Source organism: Vibrio sp. GJ43-1 (assembly GCF_055808835.1).
The window spans coordinates 154,729-175,253 of sequence record NZ_CM147884.1 but is presented as its reverse complement, the minus strand read 5'-3'; the positions used below and the strand labels follow the sequence as shown (position 1 = coordinate 175,253).

Genomic DNA, 20,525 nt, shown 5'->3' with positions numbered 1-20,525 from the left:
TGTTCACTTACTTTTTAGTGATATCAGCACCAAACCACTTTTCAGAAATATCGGCTAAAGTGCCGTCTGCACGCATTGCAGCTAGTGCTGTGTTAACCTCTTGCTGTAATTTTTGGCCTTTGTCGTTATTAACAAATGGCCACGCGTTTTCAATGGTTTCAAATGGTTCGCCAGCTAACTGCAGTGGAAGACCTGTCTTTTTAATCAGTTCAAGGGCAGATAAGCGATCCATAACAAATGCATCAGAGCGACCCAGTGCGACATCATGTTCAATACCGGTGTCATAGGTTTTGATATTGATTTTGCCATCTTTATCGTAGTGACGCAGCAACTGTTCAAAGTTCGAACCTAAGTTCACCGCGACATTTTTTCCGGCGAGGTCATCAATACCTTGAATACTGTCATTGCCTTTACGGACGGTAATTTGCGCGCCATCGATGACATAAGGGTCAGCGAAGAGATATTTTGCTTTACGCTCGTCAGTAATGGTTATTTGATTTGAAATCGTATCAATTCGTCCCGTTTCAAGTAACCCAAACAGGCCTGAAAAGCTCGCCGTCACGTATTCGACATTGTAGTCATTACGACGTCCAATCTCGTCCCATAAATCGACTTCAAAACCTTGTAGTTTGTCTTGTTTCACAAACGTAAATGGGAAGTAGCGACCAGACATACCCACTTTCACGTCTTGTGCGACTGCAGCATATGCTGCTTGAGATACGGTTGCAGAAAGTGCTAAGGCTGTTAATGCGCCTTTAATCCAGTTTTTCATTTTACTACTCCTTATGTTTATAGGGAGGAATGTTACTGGCAAACTTGTCGATAAGTTAAATAACTAGTTGTTATTAACCATAACAAACTCGCGGTTGAATGATGAAGCTTTCACCACTGCTTTGATCAGTTGCCATCATTCGGTGACAGATTAATCACTGATCTATACACAAGTTAGATCAATCGTGGTAATTGTGAGTAGATCGCCATTTTGTGTATGACTGTGTGAGTAAAATAAGGGCAAATTGTGTGGATCCAAGTAAAATGGCCATAAAAATTGTGAATAACTTCGATCTTATTCACCGTAAGCGAGATCATTTGCTGGCGATCTTGGTTATCAACAGGTAAAATTAGCAGTCTTTCCCCAATTCAATAATAGAGTGAGCGCAACGTGTCATCTTCGCTTTGGTTGCAATGCATGCAACAACTACAAGAAGAGCTACCAGCTACCGAATTCAGCATGTGGGTAAGACCACTGCAAGCTGAGCTTAATGACAATACCCTAACTCTATTTGCGCCGAATCGCTTTGTACTCGATTGGGTTCGAGATCGTTATCTCAATAGTATTAACCGCTTACTGCAAGAATATTGTGGTAACGATGTCCCAAGCCTGCGTCTTGAAGTGGGTAGCCGACGAGTATCGGCACCGCCCCCACCTAAACCCGTGAAGAGCGCGGCCGATGTCGCAGCAGAATCTTCAGCACCAGCAAGATTACAAGCAAGACAGCCAGTGCATAAGACGTGGGATAATGAAGTGGAAGTAGCGGACATCAATCACCGTTCCAACGTTAATATTAAGCATAAGTTCAATAACTTCGTGGAAGGTAAGTCGAACCAATTAGGTTTAGCGGCTGCTCGCCAAGTGGCGGATAATCCCGGAGCGGCCTACAACCCGTTATTCTTATATGGCGGTACAGGCTTAGGTAAAACGCACTTATTGCATGCCGTTGGTAACGCTATTATCGATAATAAGCCCAATGCGAAAGTGATTTACATGCACTCTGAACGCTTTGTGCAAGATATGGTGAAAGCGCTACAAAACAACGCGATTGAAGAGTTTAAGCGTTATTACCGTAGTGTTGATGCGTTGCTTATCGATGATATTCAGTTCTTTGCTAACAAAGAACGCTCTCAAGAAGAGTTCTTTCACACCTTTAATGCTTTGCTTGAAGGTAACCAGCAGATTATTTTGACCTCTGATCGCTATCCAAAAGAAATTAATGGTGTTGAAGATCGCCTTAAATCTCGTTTTGGCTGGGGGCTGACGGTTGCCATAGAGCCTCCTGAATTAGAAACTCGCGTCGCGATTTTAATGAAAAAGGCAGAAGATCATCAAATTCATCTCGCTGATGAAGTAGCCTTCTTTATTGCTAAGCGTCTTCGTTCAAATGTGCGTGAGCTGGAAGGGGCACTTAACCGTGTCATCGCGAACGCGAATTTCTACCGGTCGTCCTATCACCATTGATTTTGTTCGTGAAGCGTTACGCGACTTGCTGGCTTTACAAGAAAAATTAGTGACCATCGATAATATTCAAAAAACGGTCGCAGAATATTACAAAATTAAAGTCGCGGATTTGCTTTCTAAGCGTCGTTCACGCTCTGTAGCGCGTCCTCGTCAGCTGGCGATGGCGCTTGCGAAAGAACTCACCAACCACAGCTTGCCTGAAATTGGTGATGCGTTTGGTGGTCGTGACCATACCACAGTGCTTCATGCATGTCGTAAAATAGCCCAGCTCAGAGAAGAAAGTCACGATATTAAGGAAGACTACTCCAACTTAATTCGCACGCTTTCTTCCTAATAGTGTCAGAATCACTATAATTAGCATCAATCTATTATATTTCGAATCTAAGTGGCATGGATTGCCATCTTTGCGAAGAGTTATCTATGAAATTTACTATCGAGCGTAATCACCTTCTTAAGCCGCTACAGCAAGTCTCTGGCGCGTTGGGTGGTAGACCAACTTTGCCTATTTTGGGTAACTTACTACTAAAAGTATCCGATGGTGTGCTTTCTATCACCGCGACTGATCTCGAAGTTGAACTGATCAGTAAAGTAACGCTGGAAAGTGATTTTGAAGCGGGCAGTGTGACCGTGCCTTCACGAAAGTTTCTCGATATCTGTCGCGGTTTGCCTGATGATGCCATGATCACCATTGTGCTGGAAGGTGATCGTGTTCAGTTGCGCTCTGGTCGTAGTCGTTTTTCATTAACGACATTACAAGCAAGTGATTTTCCTAATATTGAAGATTGGCAACAAGAGGTCGCCGTGACGGTGACTCAGGCTGAAATGAAATCTTTGATAGAGAAAACACAATTCTCAATGGCGAACCAAGACGTTCGTTATTACCTTAACGGTATGCTATTTGAGCTCGATGATAATACTTTGCGTTCTGTGGCGACTGATGGCCACCGCATGGCGGTCGCGACTGTTACCTTAGAAGGTAGCTTTGAGAACCAACAAATTATTGTGCCTAGAAAAGGGGTGCAAGAGCTGTCTAAATTGTTAGATGCGCCAGAGCAACCAGTGACATTACAAATTGGCAGCTCTAACATTCGAGCAGAAGTGAACAACTTTATCTTCACGTCTAAGTTAGTGGATGGTCGCTTCCCTGACTATCGTCGAGTATTACCGCAAAATACCGATAAAACGCTAGAAGCAGATTGTGGTGAACTACGTCAGGCCTTCTCTCGCGCTGCGATTTTGTCGAATGAAAAATTCCGTGGTGTTCGAGTGAACCTCGATGGCAGTGAAATGCGAATTACTGCGAATAACCCAGAGCAAGAAGAAGCGGAAGAAATGCTAGACGTGAACTTTGAAGGTGATGCGCTAGAAATTGGTTTCAATGTTTCTTATGTTTTGGACGTATTGAACAGTTTACGTTGTAATCAGGTACGCATTTCGATGTCTAATGCGAACGCCAGTGCGCTTATTGAAAATAGTGAAGATGAAAGCGCCATGTATGTGGTGATGCCAATCCGTCTCTAATATGAGCATCGCTTTATGCCGCTTTCGCGTCTAATCGTACAGCAGTTTCGTAATATTAAAGCCTGTGATATTGAACTATCCACAGGCTTTAACTTTATTATTGGCCCCAATGGAAGTGGCAAAACAAGCTTGCTTGAAGCCATTTATTTGCTAGGTCATGGCCGCTCATTTAAAAGTACTTTAACGGGACGAGTGATTCAAAATGACTGCCAAGAACTGTTTGTGCATGGTCGTTTTTTGAACTCGGATCAATTTGAGCTACCTATTGGCATTAATAAGCAGCGTGATGGGTCAACAGAGGTTAAAATAGGCGGTCAATCTGGGCAAAAACTCGCTCAGCTTGCTAAGGTGTTACCTTTGCAGTTAATTCATCCCGAAGGTTTTGAATTACTGACCGATGGACCCAAATTTAGACGTGCATTTATCGACTGGGGTGTGTTTCACTCTGAACCTGGCTTTCATGAAGCCTGGGGGCGTTTTAAGCGTCTGAATAAGCAACGTAATGCGTTACTTAAATCTGCCACCAGCTATCGAGAGATGCGGTTTTGGGATAAGGACCTTGCGTTACTGGCCACTCAAATAGACGATTGGCGTCGTTGCTACGTTGAACAAATGCAGCCATTAGCTGAAACGATGTGTCAGTCCTTTTTGCCAGAATTGGACATTAAGCTCGGCTATTATCGTGGTTGGGAGAAAGGCACACCTTACAGCGAGTTGTTAGAGCGAAGTTTTGAGCGAGACCAAGCATTGGGGTATACCTTTAGTGGACCCAATAAGGCCGATTTACGGATCAAAGTGAACAACACGCCTGTTGAGGATGTGTTATCACGTGGCCAGTTGAAATTAATGATGTGTGCGTTGCGCTTAGCTCAAGGTCAACATCTAGCAGAATTAACAGGAAAGCAGTGCATCTATTTAATTGATGACTTTGCTTCAGAATTAGATAGCCTCCGTCGTAAACGCTTAGCGGATTACTTAAAAGAGACGAAGGCTCAAGTTTTTGTAAGTTCTATTACCCAAAGTCAAGTTGCCGATATGGTTGACGAAAATGGCAAGATGTTTCATGTGGAACATGGCACAATAGAACCAGATAAATAGTGAGAGAAACTCATGTCAGAAAATTACGATTCATCGAGTATTAAAGTACTAAAGGGTCTGGATGCGGTACGTAAGCGTCCAGGAATGTACATCGGCGACACGGACGATGGAACCTAGGTCTGCACCACATGGTTTTTGAGGTGGTTGACAACTCAATTGATGAAGCGTTGGCTGGTCACTGTAATGACATCATTGTGACTATTCATGAGGACAGCTCTGTTTCGGTTCGCGATGATGGCCGTGGTATCCCAACGGAACTGCATCCAGAAGAGCAAGTCTCTGCTGCCGAAGTTATCATGACGGTACTTCACATGCCAATGGTAAATTTGATGATAACTCATACAAAGTATCTGGTGGTTTGCACGGCGTTGGTGTTTCAGTAGTAAACGCACTGTCTAAGCAAGTGACATTAACTATCCATCGTGGTGGTAAAATTCATACTCAAACGTATCATCACGGTGAGCCGCAAGCGCCACTAGCGGTGGTAGGAGATACCGATAAAACGGGTACTGAGATTCGTTTCTGGCCAAGTGAAGAGACGTTCACGAATATCGAATTCCATTATGATATTTTGGCGAAGCGTCTTCGAGAGCTCTCTTTCTTGAACTCTGGTGTGTCTATCAAGCTGATTGATAAGCGCGAAGAAGATAAAATGGATCACTTCGAGTTTGAAGGTGGTATCCAAGCGTTTGTTGAGCACCTAAACACCAATAAAACGCCTATCATTCAAAAAATCTTCCACTTCGATTTTGAACGTGAAGATGGCATTACCGTCGAAGTTGCAATGCAATGGAATGATGGTTACCAAGAGAACATCTACTGCTTCACCAACAACATTCCTCAGCGTGATGGTGGTACCCACTTAGCGGGTTTCCGTTCAGCACTAACACGTACGCTTAATACCTTTATGGACAAAGAGGGCTTCTCTAAGAAAGCCAAAACATCGACATCTGGCGATGATGCTCGTGAAGGTTTGACCGCGATTGTTTCTGTGAAAGTACCGGATCCTAAATTCTCAAGCCAAACGAAAGATAAACTGGTTTCTTCAGAAGTGAAGTCAGCGGTTGAATCGGCAATGAACGAAAAGTTGTCTGAATTCCTGGCGGAAAATCCAGGTGAAGCAAAGATTGTCTGTTCAAAAATTATTGATGCAGCACGTGCTCGTGATGCCGCGCGTAAAGCTCGTGAAATGACTCGTCGTAAAGGCGCGTTAGATTTAGCAGGTTTGCCAGGTAAACTTGCCGATTGCCAAGAAAAAGACCCTGCATTGTCTGAACTATACATTGTGGAAGGGGACTCTGCTGGCGGATCAGCCAAGCAGGGGCGTAACCGTAAGAACCAAGCAATTTTGCCACTGAAAGGTAAAATTCTAAACGTTGAGAAAGCGCGCTTTGACAAGATGTTGTCTTCTCAAGAAGTCGCGACGCTGATTACTGCGTTGGGCTGTGGTATTGGCCGAGATGAATATAACCCAGATAAACTGCGTTATCACAACATCATCATCATGACCGATGCCGACGTGGATGGATCGCACATCCGTACACTACTTTTGACGTTCTTCTATCGTCAAATGCCAGAGCTTATTGAGCGTGGCTACATCTATATTGCACAACCGCCACTTTACAAAGTGAAGAAAGGTAAGCAAGAGCAATACATCAAAGATGAAGACGCCATGAACCAGTATCAGGTGGCGTTGGCTTTGGATAATGCCGCGTTGCATGTTAACCCTGAAGCACCCGCTTTTGCTGGTGAAGGGCTAGAGAAATTAGTGCAGCAGTACAATGCAGGCATTAAACTGGTTGATCGTATGAGTCGTCGTTACCCGCGTGCGTTGGTACACGAATTGATTTACGTACCTCGCCTAACGGCAGAGCAATGTCATGATGATGCCGCGGTTGAAGCGTGGGGCAAACAGCTTGTTGAGCAACTGAATGCCAAAGAAGCGGGCGCGAGCCAGTACAGCTTAGAAGTTGAAAAACATGAAGAGCTGGGTCTGAGTGTACCGAAGGTTGTTGTTCGTACTCACGGTGTGACTTACGAGCATGTCTTGAGTGTTGATCTCATTAACTCGAAGGAATTTAGCAAACTAGCGGATCTATCAGAAGCGCTAGAAGGCTTAATTGAAGAGGGCGCTTACATTAAGCGTGGTGAGCGTACTCAGCCTGTTTCTAGCTTTGTTGAAGCATTAGAGTGGTTGGTGAAAGAGTCTCGTCGTGGTCTTAGCCTACAACGATACAAAGGTCTGGGTGAGATGAACCCCGATCAACTTTGGGAAACAACCATGGATCCTGAAACTCGCCGCATGATGCAAGTGACGATTGAAGATGCCGTTGGCGCTGATCTTCTGTTTACCACATTAATGGGTGATCAAGTTGAACCGCGTCGTAACTTCATTGAAGAAAATGCGCTAAAAGTAGCAAACTTGGATGTGTAGTTAGTTTACATTGATAGTGATTGAGAAAACGCTGCCTTTGGGTGGCGTTTTTTGTTTCTGGGGGCGGGTTTCTAGTTGCTAGGTATTTCTATCGTTTACTCACGGTTTATTTTCTTTAGCGAGGCCGCCTTTTGTGAGGGGGGCCAAAACGTAGGATGGATATTTTTTGAATATTGGCTTGAATCTTCCTTCTATCGCCCTTATATCTTTTAGTGAAGAGGATGCCAAATTATTGGGCCTTTGATACCGCTGGCGTAACATCGCTCATGAGAGGATGACATACGCCGCCCACAACTTGATATAGCCAATTATCATGCATGCCGATGTACACCATTTCGGACATGATATTTGGATAACTTAGTCACTCTATTGATGCTGGCTAAGGCTATTGCTTAATGAAAGGATAGTATGATGAGAACTGTAGATTTTGCCCCCCTATACCGTAACGCTATTGGTTTTGACCGTCTGTTTAACTTGATGGAAGCCAACACATCTAAGAACTCTTCTGGTGGTTACCCACCGTATAACATTGAACAGCAAGACGAAAATAAATACCGCATTACGATGGCAGTGGCGGGTTTTGCTGACGAACAGTTAGATATTACTCAAAAAGAGAATATGTTGATTGTGCGTGGAGAGCGCCAAGCAGAAGAAAGTAAAAATTATATCTACCAAGGCATTGCTGAGCGAGACTTTGAGCGTAAATTCCAATTGGCGGATTACGTGAAAGTGATAGGCGCAACCATGGAAAATGGCTTGCTGCATGTGGATTTGGAAAGAGAGATCCCGGAAGCGATGCAACCACGTAAGATTGCGATTAATGGTAAAAGTTTGCTAGACAATAGTTAGTTTCTTTAGGTATAGGTATAAAAAAGAGCGCTTATTAGCGCTCTTTTCGATCCAGCTTAGACATCAGTTATTTTGGTAAGCTTTACTAATTTCTTCGGCAATAATGTTGATGCCTTTTTGCATCGCTTCATCTGGTTGAACGTAGTTCATACGTAAGCATTGATGGGCGTGATCCCAATTGTCTTCTTGTCCAATAAAGAAATACTCACCCGGGACAATAAGCACCCCTCGAGCTTTTAACCGTTGGTATAATTCCATTGTTGTAATTGGCAATTCATCAAACCATAGCCATAAAAAGATAGCCCCTTCTGGCTTATGGACTCGAAAACGAGGATCCGGAATGGCTTGTTGGAGTAGTTCTACTGCACGTTGCGACTTCTGTTGGTAATAGGGCTTGATGACGTTTTCGCTTAATGGCAATAAATCGCCATTTTCAATCATATGGTGAGCTAAAGCTAGGTCCCATACCACTTGGCGCAAGACTAATAATGCCATTCATATTGGTCAATGCTTGGGTGATTTCTTCACTCGCAATCACGATGCCACAGCGAAGCCCTGGTAGCCCTAGTTTTGATAAGCTCATGCACAAGATGGTGTTGTCATTCCAAAATGGGGTGACATCCTCAAAGATGATATTGGGGAAAGGTGTACCGTAAGCGTTATCAATAATCAGCGGAATGCCGTTGTCTCTCGCCAGTTTATCTAGCTTGCGAATCTCATCGTCAGTAAGAACGTTGTAGGTTGGATTCGTTGGTCTTGAGGCACAGATCGCTGCGACAGAGTCATCGACTTCTAAGCGCTCAAAGTCGACGTGGTACTTAAACTGACGATTGTCGAGCATCTCTATTTCAGGGCGATAAGAAACAAAAATGTCGTCTTCAAGACCTGCATCACCGTAGCCTATGTATTCTGGCGCGAGTGGTAATAGTATTTTCTTTTTACTGCCATCCTGATATTGCCCTGCAAAAAGGTTGAATAGATAAAAGAAGCCGCTTTGACTGCCATTGGTCAGGCTAATATTTTTTTCAGAAATGTCCCAGCCATAAGTGTCTCTTAATAGATTGGCCAGCGACTTAACGAAAGCATCTTTACCTTGTGGACCATCATAGTTTGACATCGCTGCAACAAGTTCGCCGCTGGCAAGCATTGAGGCACTGGCTTGATGAAAATACTCGAGCATGGCGGGAATAGCAGCAGGGTTGCCTCCACCGAGCATGATGGCGCCAGGCGTGCGCAGTCCATCATTTAGATCATCCATTAACTGGGTGATCCCTGAGTAACGATTAAATTTTTCACCAAACTTAGAAAATTGCATTGTTGTCCCTAGTTCATTACGTTCACTTGTATGAGTTACCTTTATCGACCTTGCTGGTGGCAAGGGAGTCTTTTGAACATACCGTAATGATAATGTGAGGCAAAGCACTATTTATTGAAATGGGAGAATTAGATCTAATCAAGGTGATGAATTAGGGGGATGATAAAAAACCCGGTCATGAGACCGGGTTTTGCTTGAAACAAAGAGGATTACTTCTGAAGAAGCGAAATATCTGCGATTTTCAAGAATAGATTACGTAAGTTGTTCAGTAGAGTGAGGCGGTTCTTTTTCAGTGCCTCGTCTTCTGCCATGACCATTACGTTATCAAAGAAGGCATCAACAGGCTCACGTAGGTTCGCAAGCTTGCTCAACGCTTCTTGATAGTTACCCGTAGCAAAAGCTGGCTCAAGCGCTTCCGTCATCACTTCAACTTCTTCCGCGAGTGCTTTTTCTGCATCTTCTTGAAGCAATGTTAAATCAATATCTTGAGCTAACTCGCCATCAAATTTAGCAAGAATGTTACCAACACGCTTGTTCGCCGCCGCTAGAGTTTCAGCTGCTTCTAATTCACGGAAGTGAGAAACCGCTTTAACACGTTGGTCAAAGTCCGCAGGCTTAGTTGGGCGACGTGCGAGTACCGCTTGGATGATATCAACGCTGAAACCAGCATCTTGGTACCATGCGCGGAAACGACCTAGCATGAAGTCGATAACATCAGCTTCTACGTTGTCGTTAGTCAGCTTGTCACCTAGCAGTTCTTTCGCTTTACCGATCAGATCAGTCAGGTCTAGGTTGTAGCCGTTTTCAACGATGATACGCAGCACACCGAGTGATGCACGACGTAGCGCGAATGGGTCAGAACCTTTTGGAGCTTGGCCAATACCGAAGATACCGACGATAGTGTCTAGCTTGTCTGCCATTGCTACTGCAGAAGAGATACCAGTACTTGGTAGATCGTCACCAGCGAAACGAGGCATGTACTGCTCGTAAAGGGCTAGTGCTACTTGCTCGTCTTCACCATCGTGAGTCGCGTAGTGCATGCCCATTACACCTTGTGTATCGGTGAATTCGAATACCATAGAGGTCATTAGGTCACACTTAGCCAGTAGACCTGCGCGCTTAGACTTCTCAACATCAGCATCGATTTGCTCAGCGATGTAGCCAGCAAGCTCTGTGATGCGGTCGGTTTTGTCTTTGATCGTACCAAGCTGCTTCTGGAAGATAGCTTGGTCTAGTTCAGCAAGACGGTCGATCAGCGGACGCTTACGGTCGGTGTTGAAGAAGAACTCTGCATCAGCAAGACGTGGACGTACCACCTTCTCGTTACCTTCGATAACGTGACGAGGCTCTTTAGACTCGATGTTCGAAACGAAGATGAAGTTTGGCAGAAGATTCTTATCAGCGTCATACACTGGGAAGTACTTCTGGTCGCCTTTCATGGTGTAAACCAACGCTTCAGAAGGGACTTTTAGGAACTCTTGCTCAAACTTAGCTGTAAGCACCACTGGCCATTCAACCAAAGAGGTAACTTCTTCAACAAGGTCATCTTCTAGGTCAGCAATACCGCCAACCGCGTCGGCTGCTTTTTTAGCATCCGCAAGAATGATCGCTTTACGCGCATCGTAATCTGCCATGACTTTACCGCGTTCTTCTAAGATCGCAGGGTATTGGTCAGCAGAGTCGATGGTGAACTCTTGTTCGCCCATGAAACGGTGGCCACGGATAGTACGCGCAGAAGCGACACCTAGGATCTCGCCTTCAACAAGCTCATCACCAAGTAGTACTGTCAGTGTTTTCACTGGACGGATAAATTGAATGTCTGAGTTACCCCAGCGCATGGCTTTAGGAATTGGCAAGCCCGCTAGTGCTTTCGCTGCAATGTCCATTACCAATTCTTGCACTCGGTTTGCCTGCGACTTCTTGTTTGAAAAGAAGCCACTCGCCTTTGTCTGTTTTCAGGCGGTCAGCTTGCTCAACAGTAATACCGTTACCACGAGCCCAACCTTGTGCAGCTTTAGTCGCGTTGCCTTCAGCATCGAATGCCACAGAAATTGCAGGACCGCGCTTCTCAACCACTTTGTCTGCTTGGCCTTCAGCCAGTGCAGTGACTTTAAGTGCTAGACGACGAGGTGCCGCGTACCACTTGATGCCTTCGTGAGAAAGCTCAGCCGTTTTAAGACCCGCTTCAAAGTTAGCAGCAAAGGCTTCCGCTAGGGAACGAAGTGCTGTGGGTGGAAGCTCTTCCGTGCCCAGTTCAATTAGAAAATTTTTCGCCATGATTACTTCTCCTCGCTCTTCTTACACATTGGGAAGCCAAGTGCTTCACGTGACGCGTAGTACGCCTCTGCAACGGATTTAGTCAGGTTGCGGATACGAAGGATGTAACGTTGACGCTCTGTTACAGAGATAGCTTTGCGCGCATCAAGAATGTTGAAGGCGTGCCCCGCTTTTAGAATACGTTCGTAAGCAGGAAGTGGCAGTGGCTTCTCAAGCTCAAGGAGTTCTTTACACTCTTTTTCGCACTGGTCGAAGAAAGTGAAGAGGAAATCTACATCAGCGTGCTCGAAGTTGTAGGTGGATTGCTCAACTTCGTTCTGGTGGAAGATGTCACCGTAAGTTACGTTAGAACCGTCAGGTGCAACGTTCCATACGAGGTCGTAAACAGAATCGACTTCTTGGATATACATCGCTAGACGCTCGATACCGTAAGTAATCTCACCAGTGACTGGCTTACACTCAAGGCCGCCAACTTGTTGGAAGTAAGTGAATTGAGTCACTTCCATGCCGTTCAGCCATACTTCCCAACCAAGACCCCATGCGCCTAGCGTTGGGTTTTCCCAGTTGTCTTCTACGAAACGAATATCGTGAACCAGCGGATCGACACCAAGTACTTCAAGTGAACCTAAATACAGCTCCTGGATGTTATCTGGAGAAGGCTTTAGCGCTACTTGGAATTGATAGTAGTGCTGCAGGCGGTTCGGGTTTTCACCGTAGCGACCATCGGTCGGACGACGTGAAGGTTGAACGTATGCTGTGGACATTGGCTCTGGGCCAAGTGCACGTAGACATGTCATTGGGTGAGAGGTGCCAGCACCTACCTCCATATCTAGCGGTTGAACAATCGTACAACCATTTTGAGCCCAATAATCCTGCAGCGCGAGGATCATTCCCTGGAAGGTTTTGATATCGTATTTTTGCATAGTTTGTTCGCGCAATTCTCTAAATGAAAGTTTTGTCTGAAAACGGATAAAAATAACGATCAAGTATACCGAGTTATTCTCAACGGGAGTAGGGGAAAAGATGGTTAATTAATCATCAGGCATGCAAAAAACCAGACTTTTTCCTATTTACTTAATGATCGCCGCAGCCTAGGGACAGAGATTATTGAATTTTATGAGTTGAATGTTTAGAATGCGCCCATCTTTGGGGAGTAGCTTATCAAAGTCTGTCACACAGCTTTGATTCATACGTCAACATAATTGGTGCACATTCACCATGGTGTATGAGACGAATAGCGAATTCGTTTAGCAAGACCTTAGATAAGCATCGTGAACCGGGGTGGGGCGCGAGGTTTATCTATGGTTAATAATTATAATCCCTACCCCTTAGAGCATGTCGTGAGTGTCTTAGCATTATCTATTACTACAGTAGCTTTAGCCGAAATCGGTGACAAGACCCAGCTATTATCGTTACTACTGGCTAGCTGAGTATCGAAAACCCATACCTATTATTGCCGCTATTTTTTTGCAACCATTGCGAACCATGCTTTAGCGGCGTGGTTAGGCGTTGTGGTGGCGGACTATTTGTCGCCGGAAATACTAAAGTGGGTATTGGTTGTGAGTTTCCTTGCGATGGCAGGTTGGGTTCTCATTCCAGACAAATTAGATGAAGATGAAGAGGTGTCTAGCCGGGGGCCTTTTGTCGCGAGCTTTATTGCGTTTTTTATTGCAGAGATTGGTGATAAAACGCAAATAGCGACGTCAATTTTAGGGGCGCAGTATGCGGATGCGTTAGTGTGGGTCATTCTTGGTACTACTATTGGTATGTTATTGGCGAATGTACCAGTGGTGCTTCTGGGTCAGTTTTCTGCAGATAGATTACCTTTAAATTGGATACGCAGAGTCACCGCTCTACTATTTGTTGGACTCGCTTGTGGGGCGGCATTATTTTAGTGAATTATATCAATAGTGTGGTGTGGACTCGTTTGGTTTGTTGAGTATTTTCTTCTGCTGAAAACCGTGATGACTGACATATTAGTGTCATGCTTGTCATGGTAATTTAACAGTGTGGATCCTAAGCGAGAGGGCGACATATGCTGACACGTTACACAGGAATGACCGCTAAAAGTCAAAGCGCTTTATTTACCGTAGGTTTGGTGCTGACATTGTTAGGCATGGTATTGACTGATATGTGGCTACCTATGGTGGTGGGTGCGATTATCATGACGGCATTAGCCGTTGAATCTTGGATTCGGGTGCAGCACTTGATACCGATGCACAGTGACATTCGAGCCATGCAAAAGCAGATCAAAGCGCTTCAGTCTGAAATAAGAACGCTGGAATATGATGAATAATTAAAGGCTGCCTTGGGCAGCCTTTTTACATTTTATGTCCTAACTTAACGCTACTTCGTGCCTTTTTTGATTAGGTAGAGGTAGGGCAGAGATTCGGTTTGTTCACCAATTAACTGATGATCCATAAAACGACAGAAACTCGGAATGTCGCGAGTCGTTGATGGGTCATCGGCACTGACAAGCAATACATCACCATCATCCATTTTTCGAATTGTCTTCCTGACCATCATAACCAGCTCCGGACAGCGCAAGCCTTCGGCTGCGAGTGTGTGCGTGGCGAGTAGGGTATTGATTGTCATTAGGGGGCTCTTTCTTGTCTAAAATCAGCTTGAATTCTACTTACGACGAAAAAATATGCAATAACTCTTGGCAAATGGCTTTTTTTGCTTTAACTTAATTTAACAAGTTGGTAACAAAGCGCTAAGGAGTAGCCATGTTAACCATTTTAGATAGACTAACGATTTATGCTTTACTGTGTTTTATTTCTTTTTGTGCCTTGGTACTAAAGACGTCAGGAGAGCCCACTCTGATGCCGCTTATTGGATTAAGCGCTTCTATTCTAGCGATGTGGATTGAGATGAGACAATGGCAAGACGTGGCAGAAGAGAATAACAGTTAACATTGTTGCTCGATGTTTATTAATGACAAATGAATTCCGACACTATCCCCAATTTCTTGGGCTTCCCCGCTGAAAGGCGGGATTTTTTTGCCTAAATTTTGATAAACCCACTATGAGCAGGTGTAGACTATAGGGAGACCTAGTTAGGAGCTCATCAATGGAACTCGAAGATATTTATCGTCGCGATTTGAATTTGTTAGTCGCATTAAAAGTGCTGGTGGAAGAGGGGAGCGTCAGCCAGGCGGCGATTCGATTAAATTTAAGTCAGTCGGCAACCAGCCGAGTACTAGGACGTTTGCGTGAGTTACTTGATGACCCTTTATTTACTCGTCAGGGACAGCGGATTATCCCCACAAGTAAGGCGTTGGAGATCTGCAAACAGATTGAGCAGCCACTCGAGTCGTTTCGACAATTGCTGACACCGAGTGAGTTTGACCCGTATTATTGCAATGAGCGATTTTTGATCGCGACAACGGATTATGCGATGCAGACTATCCTGCCGTATGCGTTGCCAAAAATTTACGAGCTTGCTCCTAATATTTCGTTAGAATTTGCACCACTGCAGCATGAGAATTTATTTAAGCAGTTGAGCACGGATAAAGTGGATATGGCAATTTGTCGTCCCGCAGGGCTAGTTTCCCCCTTGCACCAAGATGTGTTAGGACCTGTTGGCGTATCATGTTTAGTATCTAAACAGCATCCTCTTGCTGATCGACCACTATCTTTGGAAGACTATGTGCATGCTCCTCATGCCATGATTGCGATTAGTGATGGTGTCAAAGCGCTGTTGGATGCTGCGTTGATCAATCAGAACCCTCGAAAAATGGTGCTACGTGCATACCATTTAGAGGCCGCTCTAGCGATCGTCGATCGCATGCCGCTTGTTATTACCGTTCCTGCCGATTTAGCTTATTTGGTAGCAGAGCGTTATGATCTCGTGATAAAACCGCTTCCGTTTGCGTTTACGCCTTTTGATTATTCATTAATTTGGCATTCACGGTGTCATACATCGGAATCTCAGCAATGGTTGAGAACCATTGTGAAGGAAGAGTGCGGCAAATTAATTACCAAACGTATTGATGATGTGGGTTTGGCTTAAGTGATAGGCATTGGGTCGTCAATGAGCGCGAGGTTTTGACGGCGTTTTATGTGTGTCTAGTAACGAAAAGCTCGCTATATGATAGCGAGCTTTATATTTTCTCGTCGAGAGGAGCTGTTTAAAGCTTAATGATTACGCGGCCAGTAATGGCACCATTGGTAATATCTTCAGCCGCTTGAATGGCGTGCTCTAAATCGACGGTTTTGCTTGCTTGTGCATAGTAAGTTTCAGGGAGTAGTTCAGACAGTTGCTCCCAAGCTTTAATGCGTTTTTCTCGTGGGCACATAACAGAATCAATACCCTGTAAGCGAACATTACGTAGAATAAACGGCATCACGGTTGTTGGCAGGTCAAAACCGCCAGCTAAACCACATGCTGCAACCACACCGTTATAATTCATTTGAGCAAGTACTTTAGCAAGCATGCTGCTACCAACAGTATCTACGGCTGCAGCCCAAACTTGGCGCTCTAGAGGCTTTGCTGGCTCTTCTAGTTCGCTACGCTCAACAATGCGTGAAGCACCAAGCGAGGTGAGTAACGTGCCGTTTTGGCTTGCGCGACCAGTGACGGCTGCGACTTTGTAACCCAGTTGACTTAATAGTGTAATGGCTACGCTACCAACGCCGCCACTTGAACCCGTCACTAAGACTTCACCATCTTCTGGTTTTACGCCAGCATCTACAATGGCTTGAACACAAAGCATCGCTGTGAAACCTGCCGTACCGATCGCCATGACTTTATGGGCATCTAAACCTTGAGGCATTGGAACCAGCCAGTCACCATTCAGGCTTGCTTTTTCTGCCATGCCACCCCAGTGACCTTCACCAACGCCCCATCCAGTAAGAACAACTTCGTCGCCTTCTTTGTAACGAGGATCATCGGATTGTGAGACAACACCAGATAAATCAATACCAGGAACCATAGGGAAGTTACGAACAATGCGCCCTTTACAGGTAATTGCCAATCCATCTTTGTAGTTTAGTGATGAATATTTTACATCTATCTTTACGTTGCCTTCAGGAAGTTGAGATTCATCAATCTGCGACACAGAAGCGATGGTTTTTTTGTCTTCTTGATTTAGTACAAGTGCTTTGAACATAGTGTGCTCCAAATGGATTGGTCTTTTAAACTGTCATTGAGTCTAGGTGAGAATGATAAAAAAAAACAATGAAACTTGAACATTCAGTCTATGCGTTTTGTGCATGTTGAAATATAAAAAGGCCCCATAAAGGGGCCTTTTTCGAGTGGTAATGTTTACGGTCGTTCAAAGATAGTGGCAATACCTTGGCCTAGACCAATACACATAGTGGCTAGGCCATATTTTGCGTCTTTGTCTTCCATAATATTGATCAGTGTTGTGGAGATGCGAGATCCTGAACACCCTAGTGGGTGCCCGAGTGCAATCGCACCACCATTCAGGTTCACTTTGTCGTCAACGACATCGAGTAGACCGAGATCTTTCGCACAAGGTAGGGATTGCGCGGCGAAAGCTTCATTAAGTTCAACTATATCGATGTCTTCCATATGCAGACCAGCACGTTTTAGCGCCTTCTGCGTTGCTGGAACAGGACCGTATCCCATAATAGAAGGATCGCAACCAGCAATAGCCATTGAGCGTATTTTCGCGCGGATTTTAACGCCAAGCTCTTTGGCTTTCTCTTCACTCATAATTAGCATAATGGAAGCGCCGTCAGAGAGAGCTGAAGACGTGCCTGCTGTCACAGTTCCATTCGCAGGGTCGAAGACCGGGCGCAGCTTAGATAGACCTTCTACGTTGGTTTCTGGCCTAATCACTTCATCAAAATCTAGGGTAAACAAAGATCCATCTTCGGCGTGTGCTTCTATCGGTAGAATTTCATTTTTAAAGCGTCCTTCTACGGTAGCCGCTTGTGCACGCTGGTGGCTTCGAGCGGCAAATTCATCTTGCTGTTCACGGCTGATACCATGAAGCTTGCCTAACATTTCAGCGGTAAGTCCCATCATGCCAGCTGCCTTCGCAACGTTCTTAGAGAGCTGTGGGTGAAAATCAACCCCGTGATTCATAGGCACGTGACCCATATGCTCCACACCACCGATCAGACAGATGTCAGCATCTCCAACCATAATAGAGCGTGTAGCATCATGCAGAGCTTGCATAGATGAACCACACAATCGGTTTACCGTAACGGCACCGATCTCAATTGGTAGACCAGCAAGCAATGCAGCGTTACGAGCCACGTTGAAGCCTTGTTCAAGGGTCTGTTGTACACATCCCCAGTAAATATCTTCTATTTCATGCGGATTGACGGCAGGGTTGCGAGCAAGAATTCCTTTCATCAAATGAGCTGACAGATCTTCAGCTCTCGTGTGTCTAAATGCACCACCCTTGGAGCGCCCCATGGGTGTACGAAGACAATCAACAACGACAACATTTTTCATTTTGATAATTCCTCTTCCAGTTGGTGGCTACAGTGAGTTTGCTTGTTGCTGACTATAAAATGACTCACCAGAGGCCGCCATATCAATCAGGGTACTTGGTACTTGGTACATCGCACCGAGCGACTCATATTGTTTTGCCATCTCAACATAGTTAGCAATGCCAATAGTATCTAAGTAACGGAATACGCCACCTCGGAAAGGAGGGAATCCTAAACCGTACACTAGCGCCATATCGGCTTCTTGAGGAGAAGCAATAATGTTTTGCTCTAGACATAGCACCACTTCATTGATCATTGGAATCATCATGCGTTGAATGATGGTGTCATCATCAAAGGATTGGCTTGGTTGAGATACCGCTTCAAGAAGGCTAGCGACATCAGGGCTTGGTGTTTTTTTCGGACGACCACGTTTGTCTGTAGTGTAGGTGTAAAAGCCAGACCCATTTTTCTGCCCAAAGCGCTGTTGTTCAAAGAGCACGTCTATCGAATCTCGACTCTCTTTTGCCATGCGTTCAGGGAAGCCTTCGGCCATTACCGCTTGTGCATGGTGAGCGGTATCGATGCCAACGACATCAAGTAAATAGGCAGGTCCCATTGGCCAGCCAAATTTACGCTCCATCACCTTATCTATCTGGATAAAATCAGCGCCGTCTTGGACGAGTTGACTAAAGCCGCCAAAGTAAGGGAACAGTACTCGGTTGACGAAGAACCCAGGACAGTCGTTGACGACAATCGGAGATTTACCCATTTTCGCGGCATAAGCGACAACACGGTTGATGGTTTCCTCTGAGGTCTGTTTACCACGAATAATTTCGACTAAAGGCATTCGATGCACGGGGTTAAAAAAGTGCATGCCACAGAAGTTTTCTGGACGTGATAAGGACTTAGCTAACACATCAATCGGGATGGTAGAGGTGTTTGAAGCTATGACGGTGTTGTCAGAAACCAATTTTTCAACTTCCGTTAATACCGCGGCTTTAATATTTGGGTTTTCAACTACCGCTTCAACGATAACATCGGATTGCTCAATACCGGCATAGTGTAGGCTTGGTGTAATAGAAGAAAGAATCGCCGAGCCATTTTAAACCCATCAAGACGTCCACGCTTTAGACGCTTATTGAGTAATTTAGAAGCCTCTTCCATACCAAGGTTTAGGGAAGCTTGGGCGATGTCTTTCATTATCACAGGCACGCCTTTTAAGGCGGATTGGTATGCAATGCCACCCCCCATAATGCCAGCGCCCAGCACGGCGGCCCGCTGCGTTTCTTTACCTGACTTCGCGGCTTTTTTAGCAAGCCCTTTGATGTATTGATCGTTGAGGAAAATACCGACAAGGGCATTTGATACATCGGAACCAAGCAAGCTTAACAAAGTAGTCGGCTTCAATTTTCAGTGCTTCATCTCGATGACAACGTGCCGCTTTTTCGATGGTTTTTACTGCTGTGATCGGTGCAGGGTAATGTGGGCCCGCCTTTTGTGCCACAAGCCCTTTCGCCATAGTAAAGCTCATCATAGATTCGAGCTTACTTAACGTCAGAGGTGAGAGTTTTTGTTGGCGGCGAGTTTTCCAATCAATTTTTTCATTGATGGCAAGTTCAATGGTGTTAATTGCTGAGTCATGTAATGAATCGGTCTCGACAATGGCATCTAGCAAGCCAAGCTTTAATGCTTCAGGTGCTCGACATGCTTTGCCTTGGGTAATGATTTCCATGGCACTGTCGGCACCAATAACTCTTGGCAGTCGAACCGTGCCGCCAAAGCCCGGCATGATACCAAGCTTGGTTTCGGGTAAGCCAATGCTGGTGGTCTTGTCACCAATGCGGAAATCGGCAGCAAGTACACATTCACAGCCGCCACCTAGTGCATGTCCTTTTAACGCGGCAAGAGTAGGTACGGGTAAATCTTCAAGCTTGTTAAAGATGTTGTTCGCAAACTGTAGCCACTCTGTAAGCTCTGCTTTTGGTTTCGCGAACAGGCCTAAAAATTCGGTGATATCAGCGCCAACGATGAAGGCGTTCTTGTCAGTGGTTAGGATTAAGCCTTTTAAACCGTCCCATTGCGCCACCGAATCGAGGGCTTTATCAAGCGATTCTAGCGTAGCGAGATCCAGTTTATTGACTGAATTTGATGCACTGAAGCACAGCTCAGCAATGCCGTTGCGTACTTCCTTTACCTGTAGGGTGTCAGATTGGTAAATCATTGTCGTTCTCCGTGACAGACAATCCATGATTGAGTGAAGCGGTAATTATTATGGATCTGGTTAGACCAGTTGCTTCAGTGTGAACGCGTATCGAATAAATTTCAATACATTTTTTAAACAACTGTTTAACATTATGAGCAATGTCCGTTCTTGGAGTCAATCGA

11 protein-coding genes, 6 pseudogenes and 1 riboswitch are annotated in these 20,525 nt (G+C 45.0%); of the genes and pseudogenes, 9 read left to right on the top strand and 8 right to left on the bottom strand.

Annotated features, from left to right (window positions below):
- Window positions 1–7 precede the first annotated feature (7 nt).
- Entirely contained in the window at window positions 8–772 is a 765-nt protein-coding gene (locus AC0L66_RS00900) for an amino acid ABC transporter substrate-binding protein (protein ID WP_265676800.1), read from the bottom strand.
- Window positions 773–1,162: 390 nt separating this feature from the next.
- Here AC0L66_RS00900 and dnaA point away from each other — a divergent pair.
- The 5 genes and pseudogenes from dnaA to AC0L66_RS00875 all read left to right on the top strand — a co-directional run bounded on the left by dnaA (window position 1,163) and on the right by AC0L66_RS00875 (window position 8,138).
- Window positions 1,163–2,570 (top strand): annotated as a pseudogene (gene dnaA, locus AC0L66_RS00895) (chromosomal replication initiator protein DnaA).
- 86 nt (window positions 2,571–2,656) lie between these two features.
- Window positions 2,657–3,757 carry a DNA polymerase III subunit beta gene (gene dnaN, locus AC0L66_RS00890; RefSeq protein ID WP_473568098.1) on the top strand — a complete coding sequence of 367 codons (1,101 nt, stop codon included), beginning with the start codon at window positions 2,657–2,659 and terminating at the stop codon, window positions 3,755–3,757.
- Window positions 3,758–3,772: 15 nt separating this feature from the next.
- The gene (recF, locus tag AC0L66_RS00885) at window positions 3,773–4,855 is read left to right on the top strand and encodes a DNA replication/repair protein RecF (protein WP_473568097.1); all 1,083 of its coding nucleotides are present in this window, start codon (window positions 3,773–3,775) and stop codon (window positions 4,853–4,855) included.
- Window positions 4,856–4,867: 12 nt separating this feature from the next.
- Window positions 4,868–7,289 (top strand): annotated as a pseudogene (gene gyrB, locus AC0L66_RS00880) (DNA topoisomerase (ATP-hydrolyzing) subunit B).
- A 411-nt stretch (window positions 7,290–7,700) separates the two neighbouring features.
- Entirely contained in the window at window positions 7,701–8,138 is a 438-nt protein-coding gene (locus tag AC0L66_RS00875; RefSeq protein WP_473569160.1) for an Hsp20 family protein, read from the top strand.
- A 63-nt stretch (window positions 8,139–8,201) separates the two neighbouring features.
- Here the strand turns inward: AC0L66_RS00875 and AC0L66_RS00870 are convergent.
- The 3 genes and pseudogenes from AC0L66_RS00870 to glyQ form a co-directional block, all read right to left on the bottom strand.
- Window positions 8,202–9,453 (bottom strand): annotated as a pseudogene (locus tag AC0L66_RS00870) (valine--pyruvate transaminase).
- Between the two features lie 209 nt (window positions 9,454–9,662).
- A pseudogene (gene glyS / locus AC0L66_RS00865) lies at window positions 9,663–11,730 on the bottom strand (glycine--tRNA ligase subunit beta).
- A gap of 2 nt (window positions 11,731–11,732) precedes the next feature.
- On the bottom strand, window positions 11,733–12,653 hold the full coding sequence (gene glyQ, locus AC0L66_RS00860) for a glycine--tRNA ligase subunit alpha (protein ID WP_265677718.1): 921 nt from the start codon (window positions 12,651–12,653) through the stop codon (window positions 11,733–11,735).
- A gap of 213 nt (window positions 12,654–12,866) precedes the next feature.
- Window positions 12,867–12,979, top strand: a riboswitch (yybP-ykoY riboswitch).
- 91 nt (window positions 12,980–13,070) lie between these two features.
- Between glyQ and AC0L66_RS00855 the strand changes: the two are divergent.
- Window positions 13,071–13,625, top strand: a pseudogene (locus tag AC0L66_RS00855) (TMEM165/GDT1 family protein).
- Between the two features lie 140 nt (window positions 13,626–13,765).
- On the top strand, window positions 13,766–14,026 hold the full coding sequence (locus AC0L66_RS00850; protein WP_265677716.1) for a hypothetical protein: 261 nt from the start codon (window positions 13,766–13,768) through the stop codon (window positions 14,024–14,026).
- A gap of 50 nt (window positions 14,027–14,076) precedes the next feature.
- Here AC0L66_RS00850 and tusA read toward each other — a convergent pair whose 3' ends face one another.
- Entirely contained in the window at window positions 14,077–14,325 is a 249-nt protein-coding gene (gene tusA, locus AC0L66_RS00845) for a sulfurtransferase TusA (protein WP_473568094.1), read from the bottom strand.
- A 134-nt stretch (window positions 14,326–14,459) separates the two neighbouring features.
- Between tusA and AC0L66_RS00840 the strand changes: the two genes are divergently transcribed.
- Window positions 14,460–14,645, top strand: a complete 186-nt coding sequence (locus AC0L66_RS00840) for a hypothetical protein (RefSeq protein ID WP_265677714.1) — start codon at window positions 14,460–14,462, stop codon at window positions 14,643–14,645.
- A gap of 157 nt (window positions 14,646–14,802) precedes the next feature.
- Complete coding sequence (locus AC0L66_RS00835) at window positions 14,803–15,744, top strand: LysR family transcriptional regulator (protein ID WP_265677713.1); 942 nt, start codon at window positions 14,803–14,805, stop codon at window positions 15,742–15,744.
- Window positions 15,745–15,862: 118 nt separating this feature from the next.
- On the opposite strand, the gene acuI is transcribed toward AC0L66_RS00835, so the two are convergent.
- The 3 genes and pseudogenes from acuI to fadB form a co-directional block, all read right to left on the bottom strand.
- On the bottom strand, window positions 15,863–16,843 hold the full coding sequence (gene acuI, locus AC0L66_RS00830) for an acrylyl-CoA reductase (NADPH) (protein WP_473568092.1): 981 nt from the start codon (window positions 16,841–16,843) through the stop codon (window positions 15,863–15,865).
- 155 nt (window positions 16,844–16,998) lie between these two features.
- Window positions 16,999–18,162 carry an acetyl-CoA C-acyltransferase FadA gene (gene fadA, locus AC0L66_RS00825; RefSeq protein ID WP_265677711.1) on the bottom strand — a complete coding sequence of 388 codons (1,164 nt, stop codon included), beginning with the start codon at window positions 18,160–18,162 and terminating at the stop codon, window positions 16,999–17,001.
- A 27-nt stretch (window positions 18,163–18,189) separates the two neighbouring features.
- Window positions 18,190–20,361 (bottom strand): annotated as a pseudogene (fadB, locus tag AC0L66_RS00820) (fatty acid oxidation complex subunit alpha FadB).
- Between the last annotated feature and the right edge of the window lie 164 nt (window positions 20,362–20,525).

Excerpts from the sequence above, each read along its gene's own strand:
- AC0L66_RS00900 (WP_265676800.1), bottom strand. The coding sequence starts at position 772 with ATGAAAAACTGGATTAAAGGCGCATTAACAGCCTTAGCACTTTCTGCA.
- dnaN (WP_473568098.1), top strand. The coding sequence starts at position 2,657 with ATGAAATTTACTATCGAGCGTAATCACCTTCTTAAGCCGCTACAGCAA.
- recF (WP_473568097.1), top strand. The coding sequence starts at position 3,773 with ATGCCGCTTTCGCGTCTAATCGTACAGCAGTTTCGTAATATTAAAGCC.
- AC0L66_RS00875 (WP_473569160.1), top strand. The coding sequence starts at position 7,701 with ATGAGAACTGTAGATTTTGCCCCCCTATACCGTAACGCTATTGGTTTT.
- glyQ (WP_265677718.1), bottom strand. The coding sequence starts at position 12,653 with ATGCAAAAATACGATATCAAAACCTTCCAGGGAATGATCCTCGCGCTG.
- AC0L66_RS00850 (WP_265677716.1), top strand. The coding sequence starts at position 13,766 with ATGCTGACACGTTACACAGGAATGACCGCTAAAAGTCAAAGCGCTTTA.
- tusA (WP_473568094.1), bottom strand. The coding sequence starts at position 14,325 with ATGACAATCAATACCCTACTCGCCACGCACACACTCGCAGCCGAAGGC.
- AC0L66_RS00840 (WP_265677714.1), top strand. The coding sequence starts at position 14,460 with ATGTTAACCATTTTAGATAGACTAACGATTTATGCTTTACTGTGTTTT.
- AC0L66_RS00835 (WP_265677713.1), top strand. The coding sequence starts at position 14,803 with ATGGAACTCGAAGATATTTATCGTCGCGATTTGAATTTGTTAGTCGCA.
- acuI (WP_473568092.1), bottom strand. The coding sequence starts at position 16,843 with ATGTTCAAAGCACTTGTACTAAATCAAGAAGACAAAAAAACCATCGCT.
- fadA (WP_265677711.1), bottom strand. The coding sequence starts at position 18,162 with ATGAAAAATGTTGTCGTTGTTGATTGTCTTCGTACACCCATGGGGCGC.